Consider the following 22,465-nt stretch of genomic DNA (forward strand, 5'->3'; position numbering starts at 1 on the left):
CTCTGGAATCTATAGGAACATAACAGGAACAGTTGTGAGAGAAATTGACCGTCATGGCGACATCAGCCGTGGCGCGGGAGACTGTTTTTGCCCTGCGCCGCCAGATCGCGAAGATCGAGGGAACGCTGCCCGAGCGCCTGGCCGCGCCGGCTGGCGAGGGGCTGCGCGCGGGTCCTGGCGGCGGTCTCGACGCCGCGCCTGAACCCGATGCCGATGTCACCATCATCCGGCGCGGGCTTGCCGTGGCTTCGCCGGATGCTTTCCTGGCCACCGGCGTCGAGCGCCTCGATGCGGCCCTCAGCGGCGGCCTTCCGAAAGCCGCCTTGAGCGAAATCCATGGCCTTGAGACCCGCAATGCCGGGGCCGTCGCCGGCTTTGTGCTGTCGCTTGTCAGCCTGATCCTCAAGGGCCAGCCCTTGCCCGTGCTGTGGATCGGCACATCGGAGATTTTTCGCGAGGCCGGCTTTCCCTATGCCAGGGGATTGCAGGGCATTTTCGGTATCGCACCGGAGCAATTGCTGTTTTCCGAGGCGCCGAAACTCACCGATGCGCTGTGGGTAGCCGAGGAGGCCGCGAAGATGACGGCGCTCGCCGCAATCATCCTCGAAATCCGTGGCAGCCCGCAGCGGCTCGACCTCACCGCGACGCGCCGGCTGCACGCGCGCGCCCAAAACGCCGGCCGGCCGGTGTTCCTGCTGCGCCAGGCCGGCGAAGCCGAGCCGACCGCCGCCCCGGTGCGCCTCATCGTGTCGGCTGCACCAGCGGCGAGCCGCCGGACGATCGCCGGGTCGCTCGCCGGCTCGATCGGCCGGCCTGCCTTCACCGTCAGCATCGGCAAGAGCCGCACCGCTCTGCCTGGACAATTCACACTGGAGTGGAATCCCGATGAACACGCATTCGAAGAAAGAAAGCCCCGCGAAAAACGGGCAGAGAATTCTGTCGCTGTGGTTCCCGCATCTGGCGGCAGAACGGATCCTGCGCCAGCGCCTGGGACGGTCGTGGCGTTCCCGGCCTTCGGATCATCTGCCGCCATCTCACCCACCGCTCGTGATCAGCCATCGCGACCGCAACGCCCAGCGCATATCGGCCCTCGACGAGCGGGCTGAGGCGCTGCATCTGAAGCCTGGCATGGGCATTGCCGATGCGCGCGCCATGCATCCCTCGATCGACATCGTCGAGGCCGATCCGGACGCCGATCGCCGGCTGCTCGAAGGCCTCGCCGACTGGTGCGATCGCTATACGCCGCTGGTGGCGCTCGACGGTACTGATGGCCTTTATCTCGACGTCACCGGCTGCACGCATCTGTTCGGCGGCGAGCGCGCCATGCTGGACGACATCCTTGCGCGGTTTTTCCAGCAGGGTTTCGATGTCCGCGCCGGGTTGGCCGCGACGCCGGGTGCAGCCTGGGCGGCGGCGCGCTTCTGCGGCAACCGCATCGTTGTCTCCGGCGAGGAGGAAGCGCTGCTCGCCCCCTTGCCGCTGGCGGCACTGCGCATCGAAGCCGATATCCGCGCCAGCTTGGAAAGCGTCGGCCTGCGGACCGCCGGCGCGATCATGGCAGCGCCGCGCGCGCCGCTCGCCCGTCGCTTCGGCGCGACCTTGCTGTTGCGGCTCGACCAGGCGCTCGGCCGTCTCGACGAGGCGGTATCGCCGCGCCTGCCCGTGGCCCCGCTTTCGGTCGAACGCCACCTGGCCGAGCCGGTCGTGCTGACCGCCGAGATCGAACGGCTGGTGCTCTTGCTGGCGGTGACGCTGAAGGCCGATCTCGAACGCCGCGGCGAGGGCGCAAGGATGCTGGCGCTGCTTTTGTTTCGCGTCGACGGCGCCGTCAGCCGCATCGCTGTCGGTACCTCGCGACCGTTGCGCGAACCCAAGCTTATCCAGCGCCTGTTCCATGAGCGGCTGGCCGCGCTCGAACAGGACATCGATGCCGGCTACGGCTTCGACCTGGTGCGGCTTTCGGTGCTGGCGGCCGCCGGCTTCGACATGCAGCAGGCCGATTTGACCGGCGAGACCGAGGATGACGGCGCCGACATGGCACTCTTTGCCGACCGCATCCGCGCCAGGCTCGGCGACAGTGCGGTGCTGAAACCGGTCGCCCTCGAGAGCCATCTGCCGGAGCGCGCCATCGCCACCATCCCGTTCTCGGAAGCGCCACAACGCAAAACACCGCTCAGGAAGCCGGGCTCGAAAGACGCGCCGCGCGCAACCATCTTCCCGCCGGAACGGCCGATCCGGCTGTTCCGTTCGCCCGAGCCGATCGAGGTGCCGGCCACCGAAATGCCTGAGGGTCCGCCGATGAATTTCCGCTGGCGCCGCGCGCTCTACCGGGTCGCGCGCGCCGAGGGGCCGGAACGCATCGCGCCGGAATGGTGGCGTGAAACGTCAAGCGATCCGCTCACATCGACGCGTGACTATTTCCGGATCGAGGATGCCGACGGCCGCCGCTACTGGCTCTACCGGCAAGGCCTCTATGGCAACCCGCAGGTGCCGCCGCGCTGGTTCATGCATGGGGTCTTCGCATGAACGCGCTGACCGTCATCCCCTATGCGGAATTCGGCATCCAGTCGAACTTCTCCTTCCTGCGCGGCGCCTCCAAGCCGGAGGAGCTGGTGGTGGCGGCCAAATTCCTCGGCTTTTCCTCGATCGGACTGGCAGACCGCAACACGGTGGCCGGCGTCGTGCGCGCCTGGCAGCAGGCCAAGGTCGAGAAGCTCGCCTATCACCCCGGTTGCCGCCTGGTGTTCGGCGACGGCACGCCGGACATTCTCGCCTATCCGCAGAACCGCAAGGGCTGGGGCCATCTCTGCCGCATGCTGACGCAAGCCAATTTGCGCGATGAAAACGAGAAGGGCGCGACCCTTCTCCAGCGCAGCGACCTGCTCGAATGGGGCGACCTGCTGTCGCTGGCGGTGCTGCCGGATCTCTCGGCGAATGCCGACGATCCCCTGGCATTGGTCCGTCAACTGAAAGACCGTTTCGGCGCTAATTTGCGGCTAGGCATGGCGCCGGATTATCGCGGCAATGACCGTTTCCGCATCGAGCAGGCGGCGGGCATGGCGGACATCGCCGGCGTGCCGCTGATGGCGACCAACGACGTGCTTTATCACAGCGCCGAGCGCCGCTCGCTGCAAGATGTGCTCACCGCCATCCGCCTCAATTTGCCGGTCGCCGAGGTCGGGCTGGAGCTGACGGCCAACGCCGAGCGCCATCTGAAGCCGCCGCTGGAAATGGCCCGTCTCTTCCGCCGCCATCCACCGGCGCTGGCCGAGACGCTGCGCTTTGCCGGCGAACTGACCTTCTCGCTCAGCGACCTCCAGTACAATTATCCCGACGAGCCGACGCAATCAGGGCTTGGGCCGCAGGCCGAGCTAGAGCGTCTGGCCAGGGAGGGGGCCGCCACGCGCTATCCGGCGGGCGTCCCCGCTTCCGTCTTGCAGCGCATCAGTGAGGAGCTCGCTCTGATCGAGCGTCTGAATTATGCGCGCTATTTCCTGACCGTTTACGACATCGTCCAGTTCGCCCGCAATGAGGGCATTCTGTGCCAGGGCAGAGGCTCGGCCGCCAACTCGATCGTCTGCTACTGCATCGGCATCACCGAGGTCGGCCCCGAGCGCATCGACACGTTGTTCGAGCGCTTCATTTCCGAGGAGCGCAACGAGCCGCCCGACATCGACGTCGATTTCGAGCATGAGCGGCGTGAGGAGGTGATCCAGTACATCTACTCCAAATACAGCGCCAAGCGCACCGCGCTGGCTGCCGCCGTCATCAGCTATCGCGGCCGCTCGGCGCTGCGCGAGGTGGCCAAGGCCATGGGCCTATCGGACGATGTCCGCATTGCGCTCTCCAGTTCGATCTGGGGCTGGTCGACCTCGGAGCTCGGCGAGAAGGAGGCGCATGCCGGCGGCCTCGACCGCAACGAGACCTCGACCCGTCACGTGATCGCCCACGCCAACGAGATCATGGGCTTTCCCCGGCATCTGTCGCAGCATGTCGGCGGCTTCGTCATTACCCGCGACCGGCTCGACGAGATCGTCCCCATCGTCAAGACGGCGATGGAGGCGCGCAAGATGGTCGAGTGGGATAAGGACGATCTCGACGCGGTGAAGATCCTGAAGGTGGATATTCTGGCGCTTGGCATGCTGACCTGCCTGAAGCGCGCCTTCACCTTGCTCACCGACCATTATCCGAAGGCCCGGGATGATTACGGCCGACCCTATGTGCTGGCCACCCTGCCGCCGGAAGAGAACGACGTGTACGACATGATCTGCCGCGCCGACACGCTCGGCGTCTTCCAGATCGAATCGCGCGCGCAGATGTCGATGCTGCCGCGTCTACGCCCGCGCGAATTCTACGACCTGGTCATCGAGGTGGCGATCGTGCGGCCCGGCCCGATCCAGGGCGACATGGTGCACCCCTATCTGCGCCGTCGGCAGGGCAAGGAAGCGGCTGAATATCAAAAGCCAGAGCTGGAGGCTATTCTCAAGAAGACACTCGGCGTGCCGCTGTTTCAGGAACAGGCGATGAATATTGCAATCGTCGCCGGTGGTTTCAAACCCGGCGAAGCCGACGAACTACGCCGCGCCATGGCCACCTTCAAGCGCACCGGCACCATCGGCAATTACCGCCAGCGCATGATCGACGGCATGGTCGGCAAGGGATACACCAAAGACTTCGCCGAGCGCTGCTTCAAGCAGATCGAAGGCTTCGGCGAATACGGCTTTCCCGAAAGCCACGCCGCCTCCTTCGCTTTGCTCGTCTATGCCTCCTGCTGGTTCAAGACCTTTTATCCCGACGTGTTCTGCGCCGCGATCCTGAATTCGCAACCGATGGGGTTTTACCAGCCGGCCCAGCTGGTGCGCGACGCGCGCGACCATGGCGTCGACATCCGCGACGTCGACGTCAATTTTTCCGACTGGGACTGCACCTTGGAGAAAGCCCAATTCGATCCGGGCTGCATCCTGGCGCGCCATGCCGAAATGCGCGGTGTCATCAAGACAAGGCACGCCGTCCGGCTTGGCTTCCGTCAGATCAAGGGCTTGGCCGAGAAGCGTATGGAAGCTTTCACCGCGCGGCGCGGCGCCGGCTATACAAGCGTCAGGGATGTGTGGCTGCGCTCGGGCCTCGATGTCGGCGAAATCGAAAGACTGGCGCAGGCTGACGCCTTCCGCTCGCTCGGCCTCGATCGTCGTGAAGCCTTGTGGGCGGTGCGCGCGCTGGATGGCAAGAGCGCCGCCGAACGGCTGCCGCTGTTCGACCAGCCGGCGATCCGGCTGCGCGAACTCGAGCCCGAGACAAAACTGCCGACAATGCCGCTCGGCGAGCACGTCATCCACGACTACCGCGCGCTCGGCCTGTCGCTAAAGGCGCATCCGGTCGCCTTCCTGCGCGAGCGGCTCGACCGCGCCGGCGTCATTCCCAATGCCAATCTCGGCTCGGTGCGCGACGGCAGGCGGGTCTCGGTCGCCGGCCTGGTGCTGGTGCGGCAGCGGCCCGGCAAGGGCAATGCGATCTTCCTGACGCTAGAAGACGACAAGGCCGTCGCCAACGTCATTTTCTGGGAGCGGACCTTTACCCGTTTCCGGCCCATCGTCATGGGCGCGCGCTTCGTCAAGGTCACCGGCAAGCTGCAGTCGGAATCCGACGTCATCCACATCGTCGCCGAAAAGATCGAGGATTTGACACCGTGGCTGACGGTGCTGCTGGAAGAGATGACGCCGGCTGCCCGGCCCGACATTGCCACCCTCTCGGACAAAGCTGAAAGGGTCATGCCCAAGGGGCGGAATTTTCAGTAGGGCAAGTGCAGGGCGGTCGGGAGCCCATGACATTAATGCCGGCAAGGGCAGAGGGGGGCGCGAAGGATCGCCAACAGAATGGCTTCTTAGGCTGAGGTCCGTTTGAACCACCCCTGGTCCCTCAGCCCGGCCCACCCAATCGCGGCGGCGACAGCACGTCTTCCGCCGAAATCGTCCGCGCCTCCGAGGGCAGCATGATCGGGATGCCGTCGCGCACGGGATAAGCGAGCTTGGCGATCCGCGAGATCAACTCGCCGCGCACCGGGTCCCAGGCCAGCGGCCCCTTGGTCAGCGGGCAGGCCAGCAGCTCCAGCAATTTTGGATCGACATTGACCGACTTGCCGTCACGCCCATCCGCAGCCATTGGATCCCCCTTCAGCCATCGGCTCAGCCCTTATTGCAGGCTGGAGCCAAAGTCCTCATTCTCGCGCGCCAGCGCCATTTCGGTGATGGCGATCAGCGTCTCCGCGCGGGCTTTCAGGTCGGGCGCCTCCAGCAGCGCCTGTTTCTCGGCCGGTCCGTAGGGCGCCATCATCGACAGCGCATTGACCAGCATGGTGTTCTCGGCGCGGCTGACGCTTTCCCAATCGGCTTCGAGATCGTTGGCCTGCAGATAAGCGCGAAACGCTTTCAACAGCGCCGGCCGGTCGACCTCGCTTGCCGCCTGGTCTTCGGCAAGATCGGTGAGGAACGGCGCCAGCTTGCATTGCCGGAAAGGCGTCTTCACCGGCAATTCGCTGGTGATGCGGAAACGGCAGACGCCCTGCAGCGAAACCAGATAGCGGCCGTCGCCGCTCTCGGCCATCGAGATGATGCGCCCGGCGCAGCCGACATTGCACAGTTCCGGCTCCCCGTCGGCGCGCAACGCGCCATTGAGGCTGGGCTGGACGATGCCGATCAGCCGCGCGCCGGCGATCGCCTCATCCACCATCTGCAGGTAGCGCGGCTCGAAGATGTTGAGCGGCATGCGCCCGCCCGGCAGCAGCAGCGCGCCGGCAAGCGGAAACACCGGAATGGTTGCCGGCAGATCCTTGCCGACCCGGTAAAATGCGTTTCCGACCTGCACCTTCACTCCTCCGACCCGCTTCGGGCGCGATGTTATCGGCCTAATCTGGCGCGGCGGCCGCCGACCGCAAGGCCCGACAGCCACGCCCCGGCAATTTGGCCGGCAAACGGCTCAGGAAAACAGCAGCGACGACAATTTGCGCCGTGCCGCCAGCGTCGCCTCGTCGGTCATGCCCCAGGCCTCGAACAGTTTCAGCAGCTGCGCCCTGGCGCCGTCCTCGTTCCACGTCCGGTCGGCTTTTATAATCGCCAGAAGATTGTCGGCCGCCGCATGGCGCTCGCCCCTGGCGTTCTGGATCATGGCGAGGTCGAAACGCGCCTGGTGGTCGCCGGGATTGGCGGCCAGTCGCTGCTCGAATTCAGCTGGATTGCCAAGTGCTGCCGCTTCCGCAGCCAGCGTCATCTTGGCACGCAGCGCGGCAAGTGCCGGCGCATTTTTCTTGGCCTCCGGCGCCGTTGCCAGCAGCGCCTCGGCGCCGTCGCTGTCGCCGGCCTCGAACAGAAGCTCGCCCAGCCCGGCAATCGCCTCGATCGTCTCCGGCGCTTGCGCCAGGATGGCGTCGTAAATGTCGGCTGCGGTCTGCGCATCGCCCGCCGCATGCGCTTCCGCCGCCGCGGCCAGTGCTTCGGCCACCGGCGGCGAGCCATTGCCCTTGCCGCCGACCTTGGTGATGAACTCGGCGATCTGGCTCTCGGGGATGGCGCCCATGAAGCCGTCGACAGGCTGGCCGTCCTTGAAGGCGATGACCGCCGGGATCGACTGGATGCCGAGCTGGCCGGCGATCGAGGGATGATCGTCAATGTTCATTTTGACCAGCTTGACCTTGCCGCCGGCGGCCTTGACCGCCTTTTCCAGAAGCGGCGTGAGCTGCTTGCAGGGCCCGCACCACGGCGCCCAGAAATCGACCAGTACCGGCTGTTTGCGCGATTCCTGGATGACGTCGGCGGCGAAAGTGGCGGTCGTGGTGTCCTTGATCAGCTCGCCAGCGGCAGGTGCTGCGCCGGGTGTCGGGCCAAGTGCCGACTTGGCCGGCTCGGCGCCGCCATATTGCACGGACGTGGTGTACTGGCCAGAATTGCCGCCGAATTGGCCGCCAAACGGATTGTTGTTGTCGCTCATGTCGTCGCCCTTCCGATCGCGCCCAGCGGAGCAGCGCGACGTCCTTAACTAGAGGTCAGTTTTCGCCATCCATGTGGCGATCAAGCCGAGACTTTCAAGATAGCAGCATCATGTCCGGTTGCCTCGACGAATCTGATGAGGTCGGCGGACGCGATCGACGTCGTCGCCTCATTGGTCAGCGGATGCGCGTTGACTGTCGCATGTGCTATCAAATCCTGGTCGAGCACCACTTTGACCCGTCTTTCGGTGTCGTTGATCAGCCCGAACACGGTGACCGCGCCCGGAATGACACCGAGCAGCTCCATCAGCATCTCCGGCTTGCCGAACGACACCCGGCCGGCGGCGCCGATCATCGTGTGGATCTGCTTCAGGTCGACGACCGCCTCCTCGCCGACGCTGACCAGGAAGAAATTGTCCTTCTTGTCCTTGAGAAACAGATTTTTCGTGTGCCCGCCCGGTATCTCGCCGCGCAGCGACTGCGAATCGGCCACCGTATAGAGCGGCGGATGGCGCACGGTCGACACTGATATGCCGAGATCGGCAAGAAAGGCGAAAAGCTCGGCTTCGGTCTTCGGCATTGGTGGTCTTTCCCTGTATCGGCGCGCGGCAAAGCCGTTTACGGCCAATGATGCCGCCGAGACAAGACCGTCATGCGGGAAGTCGATGAACCACCCGCGTGGCCGACAAGGTTCCGCCAAGCGATTTGGCGCGACCAAAAAGCCCGTCATTTCCCTGTTGCAATCGCCGCGCTCTTCAGCCATATAGGCCCGGCTTGCGGCCAAAGGGCCGTGTGAGCGGGTGTAGCTCAGGGGTAGAGCACAACCTTGCCAAGGTTGGGGTCGAGCGTTCGAATCGCTTCACCCGCTCCAGTTTCCTCTAGGGGAATCAAGCGATGAAGAGGCGCCTTTCGGGGCGCCTTTTGCTTTTTCCAGACCGGCGATGTAAGCGCGTTGCGGAACACTTGTTCTCCCTCAGAACCAGGCGCAGGTAAGACGGCGTGGCGCACAATCCCTCGGGTTCAATTTCGGCGAAAGGCGGCACCGCATCTGAAGCGCTTGCTTGGCTGGCGTTGCGGAACGCCGCGTCCGAATGCGGCTCAGGCTCGCGCTTGATCAACCCGCAGCCCCTGCGCGCACTCCCGGCGGGACGCAAGTGGGCGCATGAGATTGCCAAGGTAATCTTCGATGGCCTCATGGCAGGAAGCCTGTCGGTGCCGGCGCAATTGGCTGCCGGATGGGCGAGGTTCGGCAGCGCAACCACCGCGTTGATCATCGAACTCGGCAAGATCTGGGACAATCCCGCAGCGGCTCGCCGCGTCCAGTACCAGCTTGAGCAAATGCTTCTCGAACCCGACGATCTTGCCACGCCGCGCAGGCTGGCGCGAACGCTCGGAATTCGCGTCGACGCTCGCAATCCGACCGCGACCGAACTGCCGGAAGGCATCGATCAGATCTATGCCCATCTGATGCTGGATGGCCGGATCGAGGCTGTCGTGCAGTTCGGTGCACTCGGGACGGTGACGAGCGATCATTGGATTGAATTGATCCTGGATGTAGTGCCTGCTGAGCGGCTTGCGGGAGGATCGCCTGGACCGCAAAAGGGCGCCGGCGCGACCACGTCAAACACGCCTGCAGCCGAGGTATCGTTTGCCATGGCGGGAAGCGAGCCCGATCAGGACAGCCACTTCGGCAAACTCGCGCAATTGGCCGCACAGGCGCATGACCTGGTTCGGTCGAGCGCTGAACCGTCAGAGCCTGTTACGCCGCGCCGCGCACGGGTCGCGGACAAGCACGACGAGGATCGCACGGCGTTCTGGAACAGCTATTTCGCGACCGAGGATCCCTGGAACTACAGCTCGCTCTATGAGCAGGAAAAATATGAGCGGCAGATCGAGATCCTGCCTGCCGGTCCCATCGGCCGGGCGCTTGAGCTGGCCTGTGCGGAGGGCCATTTCACGCGGCAGCTGGCGCCGCGCGTGGGCCATCTGACCGCAACCGACATCTCCGCCATAGCCATCGAGCGAGCCCGCGCCCGATGCAACAATCAGGCGAATGTCGAGTTCGGCGTACTCGATTTCGCTGCCGACACGCTGCCGGGTGAGATGGATCTGATCTTCTGTTCGGAGGTGCTCTACTATCTGGACGATCTCGCCGAGTTGCGGCGCATCGCCAAGAAATTCGCCGAGGCGTTGGCGCCTGGCGGTAGTTTCATCAGCGCACACGCATTCGTGCTGCGTGACAATGTCGAAAAGACGGGCTTCGACTGGAACACATTCGGTGCCCAGGCGATCTCCGAGACGCTGGCAGCGACCGAAGGCCTGGTGCTCGAGCAATCGATCCAGACCGAGCTCTACCGCATAGACCGCTTCCGCCGCCTATCGCCGGGCGATGTGGCGACGGACCCGGTGATCGATCATGTGCCGATCCGCGCGCCCATCGAAATCGGCGTCGCGCGAAATATCGTCTGGGGTGGGGCGCGAGCCTTGCGCCGCGACGTCGCACGTAACGAGCAGCGCCAGCATATCCCTGTCCTCATGTATCACGGCGTTGCCGATGAAGGTCCGGCCGCGCTCGCTCGCTTTCGGCTCACGCCCGCCGCATTCGCCAGCCAGATGGGATGGCTGCGCGCCAATGGCTTTCACGCCATTGGCTCCGAGCAGCTGGAAGCATCCATCGCCAACCGTCAGCCTTTCGTCGGCCGCCCGGTGCTCATCACCTTCGATGACGGCTTCCAGAACTTCGCCGACCATGCCTGGCCGATCTTGCGCGCCAACGACCTGAACGCGGAAGTGTTCCTGGTGACGGACCTGGTGGGCGAAAGTGCAAAGTGGGACACCGACATCGGTCCGCCGACGCCGCTTATGGGCGCCGGGACGGTGCGACGCCTCGCTGCCGAAGGCGCCTTCTTCGGCAGCCACATGGCGACGCATCGCGCCATAGATGGTCTGTCGAGCGCTGACCTGGCCGCCGAGCTCCTGCGCTCTCGTCTGTTCATCGAACGCTGGACCGGCCGGCCAACCAGGGCGTTCGCGGCCCCCTTCTCCGTCACCGACCGACGGCTTGGCCGGCTGGCTAGGGAGTGCGGCTATCGAGTAGGCTTCGGCCGCAGGCACGGGCCGGCGGACCTCCATAGCGATCTCATCGACCTTCCGCGCATCGAGATTCGCGGCGACCGCTCGCTCGATGACTTTGTCGCCACTGTCGAGGCCGTGCTCGGATAAACGGTGAACTTGTCAGTTCATTATTGGGCGACTTGCGACACGGCTGACATCAGCTCCTTCGGGTTTGGGGCGCCAAACATGTATCGCCCACCCTCCGGGACCTCCGTGAAGCTCCAGCGGACGATCCCCTGCCGGTCCAGCAGGAACTGACCAACCAGTTGTCCGTGTCCCGTGGCCATCATCTGCTCGTCGGCTTCGGTCAGTTCGTAGTGGTCCTTCTTGTCGAGGATTGCGGCGGCTGTCATCGGATCCATGGGACCGGGCAATTCGCCAGGTATGTCGACCCGCATGTCCTGTGCCGCTGCCATCGCGACCTTGTACGGCCAGTTCGTCTCGTTCTCGGTGAATTCGAGATTGGGCAGTCCAAAAGCACGATGTGAAGCGCGTTCCGGGTCCGACGCCGCAAGCAGGTTCGGCATTGGATGGTAGCGGAAATAGAGCCGCGCCCGTTCGATCGGCGTGTTGACCACCGTCAGGCTCTCCACGCCCTTTTCGCGCAGCTCCGGATCGAGACGCGCCTGAGCGGCGATGTGGCGCCGGCAAAACGCACAATGCAGACCTCGAAACAGGCCGACCAGCACCGGTTTTTGCCCGCGAAAGTCGTCAAGCGCAATCTTGCCTTCCTGGGTAATGGCGTCGAGTATCAGGTTCGGCGCCCGGTCGCCCGGTTGAAGCGGTATCAATCCACTAGGCGCGGACATGTCCAACCCCCTATCCCGGCTAGTCGAGAAAAGGCAGCACCACAAGCGCTTCCGGGTCGAGCCCGTGCTGGGCGCATATACCCTGCGCCAGGGAAAAGTAGCGTTCGGCCTCGGCCAGATTGTCGAGGTCGAGATTAAGCGTTGCGAGTCCATCATAGCACGGAAACAGCAGTTGGGGCTCGCCCGTTTCGCGGGCTACCTCCAGTGCTTCGTGGAACAAGCCGATCGCCAGTTCCGGATGGCCGTTGCACTGGTGGATCTGCCCAAGCACGATCAACGGCACTGGCAGGTGCTCGCGCTGGTCGAGCGCCCGGTCAATCTCGATGGCCTTCTCGGCAGCAGGCACGCCCTCCGTTGGACAGCGATCCGTGAAAGTACAACAAGCTACCGCCAGATTGGCGAGGAGGCGCGCCTGGAAACCCAAATCGCCAATACGGCGCGCCACTTCAAGACCGCGCCGACAGACCTCCATCGCCTTCGCCGGATCGATGGTCGTGTAGAGCACCCCGAGATTGGTGTAGCCGCGGCAGGCCGCGCCCAGCAGACCGGCGGCTTCGGCCAATTCAATGCTGCGCTCAACCTCACGCACGGCTTCATGGTTTCGCCCAAGGCGAGCCAGCGCAACAGCCTTGGTATTAAGTGCCTCGGCGGTCACGAGGGTGGCATCATCGGAGACATGTTCCGTTGTCAGAGAGCGTACGCAATCCAGCGCCGCGTCTGCCCATTTTGCCGCGAGAGTGTGATCTCCGCTGCGGAACGCCTGTCGGCCACGTTCTTGCCAGAGATGCGCCTGCTCGATCGGGGCATCCGCTCCATCGAGGAGCGCTGCCGCTTCAGCGTAGCGCGATTCCGCGTCGTCCCGCTTGCCCACGTCCCAAAACAGCCGACCGATCTTGCGCAAAACGCGCGCCGCCGCGACACGATCGGCTGACTCGCGATAGGCCTGCAGCACCGCCTCGTAGTGGCGGTGTGCAATCTCGCGGCGGCCTGCCGGGCCGCTCAAATCGGCAATGCGCTCTGCAATTGCCAGTTTGAGCGGTGTTTGCCCGATCGCGCCCAACGCAGTCAGTGCTCGCTCGTAGAAACGAAGGGCGTCGTCATTGGCGTATATCATGCGAGCGCGATCTCCCGCCGCCTGCAGGTAATGCGCGCCCCTCTCCCGCTCGGCGCTCTGAGCGAAATGGTGACCGAGCACGGCCAGATCCTCGAACCGTTCCGGCTTGTCGCCGCACAGTTGCTCCAGGGCGGCACCTACCCGGCCGTGGATGTCGGTCCGGCGTTGCAGGAGCAGATTCTGGTAGATCACGTCCTGCAGCAATGTTTGTGTAAAGCGGTAGCTTTGCGACGAGACCGAGCCTGATCCGGCAACTTCCTCGATGATTTCCGCATCGCAAAGCAGTTCGCAGCCCGCTTCCAGTCGGCCGGGGTCGGCTGCCACGGCTTTCAGAAGCGTGGCATCGAAGCGCGGGCCGATTACCGCGGCTTCCTGGGCCAACCGGCGCACCCCTTGCGGCAGCCGGTCGACGCGAGCAAGCAACATTGCCTGGATCGTGGCGGGGATGCCGGTTGCGACTTCGCCTGCCACGGTCCGCCATTGCTGGCCCTCGCGCACCAATACACCGCGATCGATAAGGCCGCGAACGATCTCCTCCAAGAAAAGCGGGTTGCCGCCCGCGCGCTCGAGGATCTGGTCGAGAAGCCCTCCTGCGGCGTTTACCCAGCTCTCGCCGAAAAGCGCCGCCACCAGGCGGCGTCCGTCATCGCTGTCGAGCGGCGAAAGCCTGAGCGCTGTGTGGCTGACCCGACTTGAGTCGAGTTGGTCGTTGTCCGACGCCGGACGATGCGTGACCAGCAACATCAGCCGCGTGCGTTCCAGTCTGTCCATCACGAAACGCAGTGCCTCGAGCGAGACGGAGTCGGCCCAGTGCAGGTCTTCGACGACAATCAACAGCGGCGACAACGCAAGCCGCCGTTCCATGATTGTGCGGACCGCGTAGAGAATTTGCCGCCGCAGCTGCTCGGGCTCGACATGCTGCAAGGTGGCATCGGGGTCGCCGAGGCCAAGCACATGGTAGAGCAAAGGCATCAGCCGCTTCGCCTCCTCGCCCTGCAGGCCGAGATCGGCAAGCAAGGCTGCGAGCTTGCCCCGCATTTCGTCCCCATTGTCGTTTTGCATCATCCCGGCAGCGCTGCGCACCACTGCACCCAGGGCGCCAAATGATTGTTCACCCAGCGGTGAGCACGTGGCCTGCCGCACGGCGACGTTGCGAAAACGATCCTCGTCGCCGACGCGGGCGACGAACTCCTTCACCAACCGCGACTTCCCGATACCGGCTTCGCCGACGAGGCGGACAAGCTGGGCCGAGCCGCCGCACGCCAAGTCAAGGCTCGCCAGCATTCTGTTGAGCTCCGCATCACGACCTATTATGGGCGCACTGAGGCCGAGCGCCTCGAGCCCGCGCGCTGCACGCGGCGCCGCAAGCGGTGCATCCAGTCGGTGGACGAGCACACTGCCAGCCTTGCCGCGAAAGACGACATCGCCCAGCGACTCGTACGAGAAGGCATGCCGGGTCAGCCTGTGCGTGAGTTCGCCCACCAGCACCTCACCCGGTGCAGCCAGCGATTGCAGGCGTTGCGCCGTATTCACCGTGTCGCCGGTCACCGAATAGGATTTGGCGGTGCCGATGCCCAATCCGCCAGTAACGACCGGACCCGTGTTTATGCCTATGTGGAGCAGCAGCGGCGAGCCGGAGTGGCGGGTGCTTTCACCGAGCCGCGCCGTCCGGGCGATCATGTCGAGAGCGGCTCGAAGCGCACGTTCCGGATCGTCCTCATGCGCGACCGGCGCACCGAACAAGGCGAGCAGAGCGTCGCCGATGAATTTGTCGACGAAACCACCAAAGCCTTGCACGGCCGCCGTCAATTCCTTGAACAGTTCGTTCTGCAGCGCCTGCATGACCTCGGGGTCGAGCTGCTCGCTGAGTGTCGTGAAGCCGCAGAGATCGGCGAACAGCACCGTTACCGTTCGTCGATCGGCGTCGGAGACGGAATGCGGCCCCTCTTCGCTTTCGATGTTCGGCGACGGAGCTCGAGAGGGCTGCGCAATGGTGCGGCTTGGTGTCGGAGCAGGCCGTTCGGCAGCTTTTGCGGACGCACCCACGCTTGCCCCACATTTAGGACAGAACTCGAAATCAGGTGCGCAGGCGTAGCCGCAACTGGCGCATGGCACGGGCTGGCGGCGGCCACACTTCGGACAGAAGGCGTAACCGCCCTCGATCTCGAAACCGCAGCCAGAGCAGTTCATGGACACCTCACCAGAGCATGATGCCGAAGAGTGTGAAGCGGTTTTCGGACGACATCATGCTCTATCTCTTTGACCTTGGGCCATGACGCGTGATCTCGCCACGCTCGTCACGGCCGGGGTATTCACAAGGATGAACCGATAGTCGTCAACCGGCAAGCGGCAGCACAAATGGGCATCGGTCTGGGTTGGCGGTGGAGCACTGCCGATACGGGCGGCCGCGTGGCCGTGATTTGCGAAAATTCCCTCGTCCCGCCGTCTTCCTGCTATGATGGAGATGAGGAGGCGACCCATGAGCGAGAACCGTAAGCTGGCCGCAATCCTGGCTGCAGATGTGGTCGGATACAGCCGGCTCGCGAGCGCGGACGAAGATCGTACCTTGGCGCGGTTGCGAGCACTGCGCAGCGACCTGATCGATCCGATCATCGCAGTGCACCACGGGCGGGTTATCAAGCGTACCGGAGATGGGGCACTGGTTGAGTTTCGCAGTGTGGTCGATGCCGTGCGCTGCGCCGTTGAGATTCAAAACGGTATGGTTGAGCGCAATGCCGGCGTACCGCAGGAGCGCCGCATCGAGTTCAGGATAGGCATCCATCTGGGCGACGTGGTCGAAGAGAGCGATGGCGACCTGATGGGTGACGGCGTCAACATCGCCTCGCGTCTGGAGGGCGTTGCGGCGCCCGGCGCCATCTGCCTGTCCGAGGATGCCTATCGCCAGGTCAAGGCCAGGCTTGACCTCTCGGTCAGCGATCTCGGCAGCACACAGCTCAAGAACATCGCCGAGCCGATCCGGGTGTATTCGCTGCAGGTCGGCGCCGGGGCCAAGGTGGCCGCGACCTCGCAAACCCCTACGAGCCCTCCGGCTGCGGCAGCGCCGCCGAAACTGTCGATCGCCGTGCTGCCGTTCGCCAATATGAGCGGTGATGCCGAACAGGACTACTTCGCCGACGGCATCTCCGAAGACATCATCACGGCGCTGTCCAAACTGTCACAGCTCTTCGTCATCGCTCGCAATTCGTCCTTCATCTTCAAGGGCCAGAACGTCCATGTGCAGGATGTCGGTACGAAACTCGGCGTGCGCTATGTCCTTGAAGGAAGCGTACGCAAGTCGGGGAACAAGGTACGCATCACCGCGCAGCTCATCGATGCAATCTCAGGCGGCCATCTTTGGGCGGAGCGGTTCGATCGCGATCTGACCGACATATTCGCCGTGCAGGATGACGTGACGCAGCACATCGTCGGTGCGCTGGCGCTCAATCTAACCGAGGACGACCGTCTGCGGCTGGCGCCCGAACACCAGCGCAACCCGGAGGCGTATGACTGTTTCCTGCGGGGCCGGGAGCTGTGGCACCGGCTGACGAAGGACACGAACGTCGCGGCCCGCGAGCTCTTGCAGCGGGCCATCGAACTGGACCCGAAATTTGCCTCTGCCCACGCTTTCCTAGCCCTCACGCACGGGCTCGATTACCTCAACAGGTGGGGTGCGTTGGACTCGATGGCGCAAGCGGAAGAGGCAGCAACGCGAGCGGTAACGCTGGATGACAGCGATCCCTGGGCGCACTGGGCGCTGGCATCGGCCAAGCTTTACACACGACGGCACGATGAAGCCATCGGCGAGGTCGAGCGCGCGATAGCCCTCAATCCGAACTTCGCCGAAGCGCACGTCGCCCGCGGCGAGGCGCTGTATTATTCGGGTAGACCCGCGGAGGCGCTAGAGAGTTTCGCCCGGGGAAAGACCTTGAATCCATACTTTCCGGATGTGCTTCTGCACTTCCAGGCTTTGGCATCGTTTCAGCTGGGAAGGTACGAAGAGGCCGTCGACCTCTTGCTGCAACGGCTGGCTCGCAACGCTGTCACCGACGTCTCGCGTGCGCTTCTGGCGGCATGCTACGGCCATCTGGGCCGTTTGGAGCAGGCCCATGCGGCATGGCAGGACCTGCTTCGCGTCAATCCCGCCTATTCGCTGGAACACCGTCGCAAGGTCTTGCCTTACAAGAACCCTGCCGATTTCGAACTCATGGTCGAGGGGCTCCGCAAGGCCGGTGTGGTGCAATGACGGGCTAAAGCCCGGCCGGGTCAGAGGCCTGAGGCCCGGCCGATCTTGCGCCATCGGGCGTTTTCGCGGACCGGTTTCAGGTCATCGGTCGTCTCGGCAAATGTCCGCAACCGGTATTGCCGCAGCAGGTCCGGGAAGAGCGCTCCTTCCGGCAGGCTGGCAAGCTGCTCGCGGACCGAGATCTTTTCATCGATGACCCGCATGCCCCAGGCATTTTCCCGAACCTGCAGCTCGGCGGCCAGATCGCGCTCTTCTGGCGCGTTTTCATCAAGCGCAGCCAGCAGGATCGAGTGGAAAAGCGCGACATAGCCAATCTGTCTCAGGCCGCCCACAACCCGCACGCGCGGCAATATGGCAAGGGCGAGGAACATCAGGAACAAGTCCGGCAAAAGCATGCCGTCGAGCAGTGCCTGCTGGAGATGCGGCCGCTCGAACGGGATGGAAAGACCATGCGGCCTGTCAGGCTCGATCAGCCGCCCGTTCTCGAGGACGAGCTTGCGCACGCGCTGCTCGCGGATGCCCCAGAAATAGGCCGTGGCATTGGGCAGGAACCTGCCAAATGGGCCCGATGCGGCTTCTTGCAAGGCATGGTCGAGACGCCGGCGCCTTGCGGGCTCGAGGAGCAGCCTGGAAAGAAGGCTGCCTTCATCTTCCAGATGCCGCGACACGACAGTCGCGGCCAGCCTATCATCGATGAAAACCGGCCGAGCCATGCCGGAACGATCCCAATCGGCGACCAGATCCTCGTTGAGTTCTGTCAGCGCATCGGCGGCGGTTGCAAACACCTTTTCCTGGCTGGCAAGCAGCGTGCCCAGCCAGCTTCTGGCATCCGTCTCATTGCCCACCGTTTCGAGCGCGCGCCCGTTGAGGGTAACGGGACCGGCCGCGCAGGCGCTTTTGCGGCACAGTTTGTGGCGCCCCATGCCAAACAAATTGACCTTATCGTCGCCGACATCGAGCCATCCCGGCCCCTCCCGGCCGGTTGTCTCCATGGTCATGGTCGTTCCCATGAAGCCGAAAAAAGCCGACAGCCCGTTTTCGACCGCGCCGAGCCAGGCAAGCAGCAGGGCATCGAAGGTGATGCGATCCATCAGAAGCAGGCAGTGCAGGCCGGACTGGATAACCGGTCTGTGGTCGAATTCGTCGAGGGCCTTGTCGATCGCTTCGGGCTGCATGATCGCACCGAGGCGCTGCTGCAGGACGTCGCGCAGGATCGAGCGGGCAGCGATCGACAGGGCCGATCCAGGCCTTGCCACCGGCCGCCACAGATGGCGGGCATAATCGGAAACCGGCGCATTCCAGTTCTGCTCGATGTCACGCACGACCTCCGGACAGAGCAGCGACAGCACGGCCAAAATTTCCACCGGAGGGGCAAGGGCAGGGACGGTGGTCATCAGAACCGCAGCCGGGCCATGCTCAGGAGGTCGTGGTATTGCCCGTCGGTAAAACCGGCCTTCACATGCCGTCCCTCGACCTCGAAGCCGTGGCTTGTGTAGAGACGGATGGCCGGTTCGTTGTCGGCATAGACGCTCAATTCGACCCGCTTCAGGGCGCGCCAGTTGTCGGCCACGTCAAGCAGCGCGCCAAGGATGGCAGAGCCGATGCCTCTGCCGACAAAGCCATCGTCAAGGCCGATATTGATCTCGCCGATATGCGAGCGGCGCGGCGAACCCTGCGCGACCAGGCTGCCATGGCCGACAACCTTGCCGTCCAGCTCCGCAACGATCCAGGTGGTTTCCGGGCCGGACTTGGCGATGCGCCGCTCCACCTGCTCCACCATCTCGAACGGCATCCTGAGCGTGCCCCAGCGGAACCCCGGCATATTGAAGATAGCGCACAGCGCCTCGGCATCGCTTGGCCGGACGGCCCGGAGCTGCGGCTGGATTTTCTCTAGGGGTGGCGTGCTGGTCATGGCTTTTCCGGCTACAGCAATTCCAGGAAAAGTGTGAGCGGTTTTCCATCCGGAATTGCGTCAGAACAAAGGACAGAGGCAATATGCCCGGCACGATGCACCGGACGTCACCTGAAAATCCAGCCGTCTCTGCGACCTATGCCGATTGCGCAAAATGCCGGGGGGCGGCGCAGAGTTTGAGGATACCGCTGATGCCGATCCAGCCGAAAAGGGCGAGCCAGCACAATGTCCCGGCCGCCGTCCAGTCGATCCGGTGCACGGCGGCGTCGGTGATGACGAGGCCAAGGACGGCAAGCAGGCCAACCAGAAACTGCGCCAGGCCGAGCACCAGCAATTCCTCACGCGGCGCACTTCTCCAGACGAGATAGGTGCCGCCTGCACCCGCGAGGAAGATGGCGCTGTAGACCTGGGCGTGAAAAGCATCGATCGGCCATGGCCAGAAGCCACCGAATGTCAGGGGAAACAGCAACAGGCCGACGCCGTAGACCCCGAGGATCGTCATTTCCACCGCTAGGTAGGCGCGCCATGCGGGGTTTAAGATCACGCCTTTTGCAGAAGGGCGGGCCCTTGCCCGCCACAGGAACAGCCCGGATACCGCGGCTGACGCAAGATAGACCAGAAACCAGAGCCAGGGGGCTTTGCGCTCGAAGTTGAAATAGCCGAGATTGATGAACGAAGCCGCCGACACGATGACGGTGAAAATGAAGGCCATGACCAGCACGAGCCTGCCGGGCGACCAGCGATTCCAGACCAGCAGCGCCGCCATCACTGCCATTTCGGCGGTGTAGAAGCCGCCGAGGAAGCGGGCATTGAACGGCGTGACGGCCCAGGGCCAGCGCGGCTTGACCAGCGCAGGCGCGAAAAACAGGCCGGCCCCAACGATCAGGACGATGATGACCCCCGCCGAGAAAAGGCGAAGGGCCGCCGGAAATGGCGGGTTGTCGCGTGTCGGCATGGAGAAAACCCCAGAGATGAATGCCCCATGGGCTATCATAGTTTGGAATTCAACAAATGGAAATTGACCTGTCACCAGGCTTGTCCATTCGAATGGCCGTACGGTCCGTTTCGCAGTATGATGGAGCGTTCGGGTCGAAGATCGGTCCGGCCAACACGCCTAGAGCCGGATGATTTCAGGTCTGTCCGACCTGAAATCTGAATCCGCCTCTAAATCAGGAAATAGAGCATGATGTCGTCCGAAAACCGCTTCACACTTTTCGGCATCATGCCCTAACGGCGCAATTTCCGGAGCCTGCACGATGACCGAAGCTCAGGATCTGTTCTCGCTTCTGCGGCAATCGACCGATGTCGATCCGCAGGCAATCGACGCAATCCGGCAAACCATCGCCGAGGGCAAGGACCGCGAACTTTGCCGGATCAATGCGCTGGCCTTCGCCAGCAAGCATGGCCTCGACGAGGAACGCACCATAAGCGCCTTTCTCCATGCGGCGCGGGTGGGCATCTTCGACATTTCCTGGAATGTTCTGTGCCCCGGCTGTGGCGGCGTGCTCGACACCAACGCCACGCTGAAAACCATGCAGAAGGACGAATACACCTGCGCGCTGTGCTCCCAGGGCTATTCGCCGACCCTCGACGAGATGGTCGAGGTGACATTCACCGTCAGTCCCCGCGTGCGCAGGATTGCCGCCCACAATCCACACGAACTGCCGTTGGTGGAATATTACCGCCAGATCTACTGGGCGTCCGGGGCCGATCTGCCGGACGAGGATCTGGCGGAAAAGATGGAAGCGTTCTCGCTGGAAGATATCGAGCTTGCGCCCGGTGAAAAGGCGGTTCTGCACATCCAGCTTCCGCCCCAATTCATCATCGTCTTCGAGCCGGTCACGCATTCGGCCCAGTTCATCGACGCGAAGGGCGAACCGGCAAAAGAGCGGCGAAACCTCTCTCTGGCCTTCGACCGCGACCATGTCCAGAGCCAGACGCTGGAGATGCAACCCGGCCCATTGCGCATTTCGCTGGAAAACAGGACCGACACGCGCGTGCTGCCGACGGTCTTCATCGCCTGCCCGGTATTGCATGATTTCCTGGGCAAGCGCCGGCCCTTCGTGACCGCCAAGCGCCTGCTCACCAACCAGACGTTCCGGGATCTCTATCGCACGGATACGCTCGACATCAACCAGCGCCTGAAGATCACCAGCCTGACCTTCCTGTTCACCGATCTGCGCGGATCGACCGAGCTTTACGAGCGGGTGGGCGATCTTTCAGCCTTCGATCTCGTGCGCGAGCATTTCCAGGTTCTGCACGAGATCGTCGCGGCGGAGGCAGGCGCGGTTGTGAAGACGATCGGCGACGCGGTGATGGCGACCTTCGCGACGCCTGACCGTGCGGTTGCCGCGGCGCTGCGGATGCGCGACGCCATGCGGGCGCTCAATGACAAAAGCGGGCGCGAGGACCTTCTGCTCAAGATCGGTGTTCATGCCGGCCCCTGCATAGCCGTGTCCATGAACGAGCGGCAGGATTATTTCGGCCAGACGGTCAACATTGCTTCGCGGGTCCAGAACCTCGCCAACGCACAGGCGATCTTCGCCACGCGTGCGGTGGTCGACGACAATCTCACTGCCGATTTGTTGCACAGGAACGCGCTGACGCCCGTGCCGCACGAGGTCTCGCTGCGCGGCATCGAGCGGGAGATTGCGGTTTATACGATCCCCTGAAGAGTTCTCTACCGCTCACACGCGCTTGCAGAGGAAATAACGGTCGGCGGGCTCCGAAGTGGGCGCCGGGAGCTGTTGCAGCAGCGGGTGATCGAGCGGCGTGCCACTGACCGCGAAGCCGCCGACGCGAAGCAGGCTCGCAATCAGATCGGGAAGCCAGGTAGCGGTCACTGCATCGCGATCGTCATAGCCGGTGCCAATGTCGGCATGAACAAGGGCGGCTTCGATGCCAATGAACTTGCGGCCCGTCTCGCGTATTTCGCCGAGCACGAGGTTTTCAGCTTCGGGAATTGAGCTAGTGTGCGCGCCAACTTCGCGGTCGAACACCACGATCCGGCGCCCGGGCAGAAGCTCGCGCAGATGGTGGAATGTCCGGCCATTGCCGAGGCCGAGCTCAAGCACAAGCCCCTCCATCTTCGCCACCTCGGGGCAGATTCGATTGAGAATGTCGCGCTGCGCGGTCATCCTGCTGATGAAATTATCGAGGCGACTCATATGCGATTGTGTGTCCTGAACCAGATCAAGAGATCGGTAACGCCCGCGACAAGAATTGTTCACGGGTGAATCCCGAAGCTGACGCGCTAAGCTCGATTGCGAGTCGGCACATATAGGGGCGGACAATA

General features: G+C 63.7%; 16 protein-coding genes and 1 tRNA gene. 7 read left to right on the forward strand and 10 right to left on the reverse strand.

Going from position 1 to position 22,465, the window contains the following annotated elements; genetic code table 11:
* Positions 1–53: 53 nt before the first annotated feature.
* From X750_RS1000000166845 to X750_RS151930, 3 genes are read left to right on the forward strand one after another with little or no spacing between them, the layout of a single operon-like run.
* On the forward strand, positions 54–1,106 hold the full coding sequence (locus X750_RS1000000166845; protein WP_023747409.1) for a hypothetical protein: 1,053 nt from the start codon (positions 54–56) through the stop codon (positions 1,104–1,106).
* Positions 1,048–2,526 (forward strand): DUF6504 family protein, encoded by a 1,479-nt coding sequence (locus tag X750_RS151935; protein ID WP_023736736.1) that lies wholly within the window; start codon positions 1,048–1,050, stop codon positions 2,524–2,526. Before X750_RS1000000166845 ends, X750_RS151935 begins: the two co-directional genes overlap by 59 nt.
* Complete coding sequence (locus X750_RS151930; RefSeq protein WP_023747410.1) at positions 2,523–5,795, forward strand: error-prone DNA polymerase; 3,273 nt, start codon at positions 2,523–2,525, stop codon at positions 5,793–5,795. Before X750_RS151935 ends, X750_RS151930 begins: the two co-directional genes overlap by 4 nt.
* Before the next feature lie 121 nt (positions 5,796–5,916).
* Here the strand turns inward: X750_RS151930 and X750_RS151925 are convergent, their stop codons facing one another.
* The 4 genes from X750_RS151925 to X750_RS151910 form a co-directional block, all read right to left on the reverse strand.
* Positions 5,917–6,159, reverse strand: a complete 243-nt coding sequence (locus X750_RS151925; protein WP_023687636.1) for a Trm112 family protein — start codon at positions 6,157–6,159, stop codon at positions 5,917–5,919.
* 30 nt (positions 6,160–6,189) lie between these two features.
* Positions 6,190–6,861, reverse strand: coding sequence for an LON peptidase substrate-binding domain-containing protein (locus X750_RS151920; protein WP_023685086.1), 672 nt, complete (start codon positions 6,859–6,861; stop codon positions 6,190–6,192).
* A gap of 111 nt (positions 6,862–6,972) precedes the next feature.
* Positions 6,973–7,980, reverse strand: a complete 1,008-nt coding sequence (gene trxA / locus X750_RS151915; RefSeq protein WP_023747411.1) for a thioredoxin — start codon at positions 7,978–7,980, stop codon at positions 6,973–6,975.
* An 80-nt stretch (positions 7,981–8,060) separates the two neighbouring features.
* On the reverse strand, positions 8,061–8,558 hold the full coding sequence (locus X750_RS151910) for a prolyl-tRNA synthetase associated domain-containing protein (protein ID WP_023672125.1): 498 nt from the start codon (positions 8,556–8,558) through the stop codon (positions 8,061–8,063).
* Positions 8,559–8,774: 216 nt separating this feature from the next.
* On the opposite strand from X750_RS151910, the gene X750_RS151905 reads away from it, so the two are divergent.
* A tRNA-Gly gene (locus X750_RS151905) sits at positions 8,775–8,849 on the forward strand.
* A gap of 323 nt (positions 8,850–9,172) precedes the next feature.
* Positions 9,173–11,200: an SAM-dependent methyltransferase gene (locus tag X750_RS01000000162880; protein WP_245260494.1), complete on the forward strand. Its 2,028-nt coding sequence runs from the start codon at positions 9,173–9,175 to the stop codon at positions 11,198–11,200.
* A 20-nt stretch (positions 11,201–11,220) separates the two neighbouring features.
* Here the strand turns inward: X750_RS01000000162880 and X750_RS151900 are convergent, their stop codons facing one another.
* Both X750_RS151900 and X750_RS151895 read right to left on the reverse strand, forming a co-directional pair.
* Positions 11,221–11,901, reverse strand: a complete 681-nt coding sequence (locus X750_RS151900; RefSeq protein WP_023672127.1) for a redoxin domain-containing protein — start codon at positions 11,899–11,901, stop codon at positions 11,221–11,223.
* Positions 11,902–11,920: 19 nt separating this feature from the next.
* On the reverse strand, positions 11,921–15,205 hold the full coding sequence (locus X750_RS151895; RefSeq protein ID WP_023706801.1) for an adenylate/guanylate cyclase domain-containing protein: 3,285 nt from the start codon (positions 15,203–15,205) through the stop codon (positions 11,921–11,923).
* Between the two features lie 289 nt (positions 15,206–15,494).
* Between X750_RS151895 and X750_RS151890 the strand changes: the two genes are divergently transcribed.
* Positions 15,495–17,258: an adenylate/guanylate cyclase domain-containing protein gene (locus tag X750_RS151890; RefSeq protein WP_023672129.1), complete on the forward strand. Its 1,764-nt coding sequence runs from the start codon at positions 15,495–15,497 to the stop codon at positions 17,256–17,258.
* 20 nt (positions 17,259–17,278) lie between these two features.
* On the opposite strand, the gene X750_RS151885 is transcribed toward X750_RS151890, so the two are convergent.
* The 3 genes from X750_RS151885 to X750_RS151875 all read right to left on the reverse strand — a co-directional run bounded on the left by X750_RS151885 (position 17,279) and on the right by X750_RS151875 (position 20,125).
* Entirely contained in the window at positions 17,279–18,652 is a 1,374-nt protein-coding gene (locus tag X750_RS151885) for a hypothetical protein (RefSeq protein WP_031242816.1), read from the reverse strand.
* Entirely contained in the window at positions 18,652–19,170 is a 519-nt protein-coding gene (locus X750_RS151880) for a GNAT family N-acetyltransferase (protein WP_023698122.1), read from the reverse strand. Before X750_RS151880 ends, X750_RS151885 begins: the two co-directional genes overlap by 1 nt.
* A gap of 136 nt (positions 19,171–19,306) precedes the next feature.
* A complete protein-coding gene (locus X750_RS151875) occupies positions 19,307–20,125 on the reverse strand; it encodes a hypothetical protein (RefSeq protein WP_023747412.1) in 819 nt (272 codons plus the stop codon).
* A 301-nt stretch (positions 20,126–20,426) separates the two neighbouring features.
* Here X750_RS151875 and X750_RS151870 point away from each other — a divergent pair, with 301 nt between their 5' ends.
* The gene (locus X750_RS151870; RefSeq protein ID WP_023747413.1) at positions 20,427–21,842 is read left to right on the forward strand and encodes an adenylate/guanylate cyclase domain-containing protein; all 1,416 of its coding nucleotides are present in this window, start codon (positions 20,427–20,429) and stop codon (positions 21,840–21,842) included.
* 15 nt (positions 21,843–21,857) lie between these two features.
* Here the strand turns inward: X750_RS151870 and X750_RS151865 are convergent, their stop codons facing one another.
* Entirely contained in the window at positions 21,858–22,337 is a 480-nt protein-coding gene (locus X750_RS151865) for a class I SAM-dependent methyltransferase (RefSeq protein ID WP_023726700.1), read from the reverse strand.
* Positions 22,338–22,465: the final 128 nt, after the last annotated feature.

The organism is Mesorhizobium sp. LNJC391B00, from assembly GCF_000502535.1.
Lineage (GTDB): Bacteria > Pseudomonadota > Alphaproteobacteria > Rhizobiales > Rhizobiaceae > Mesorhizobium.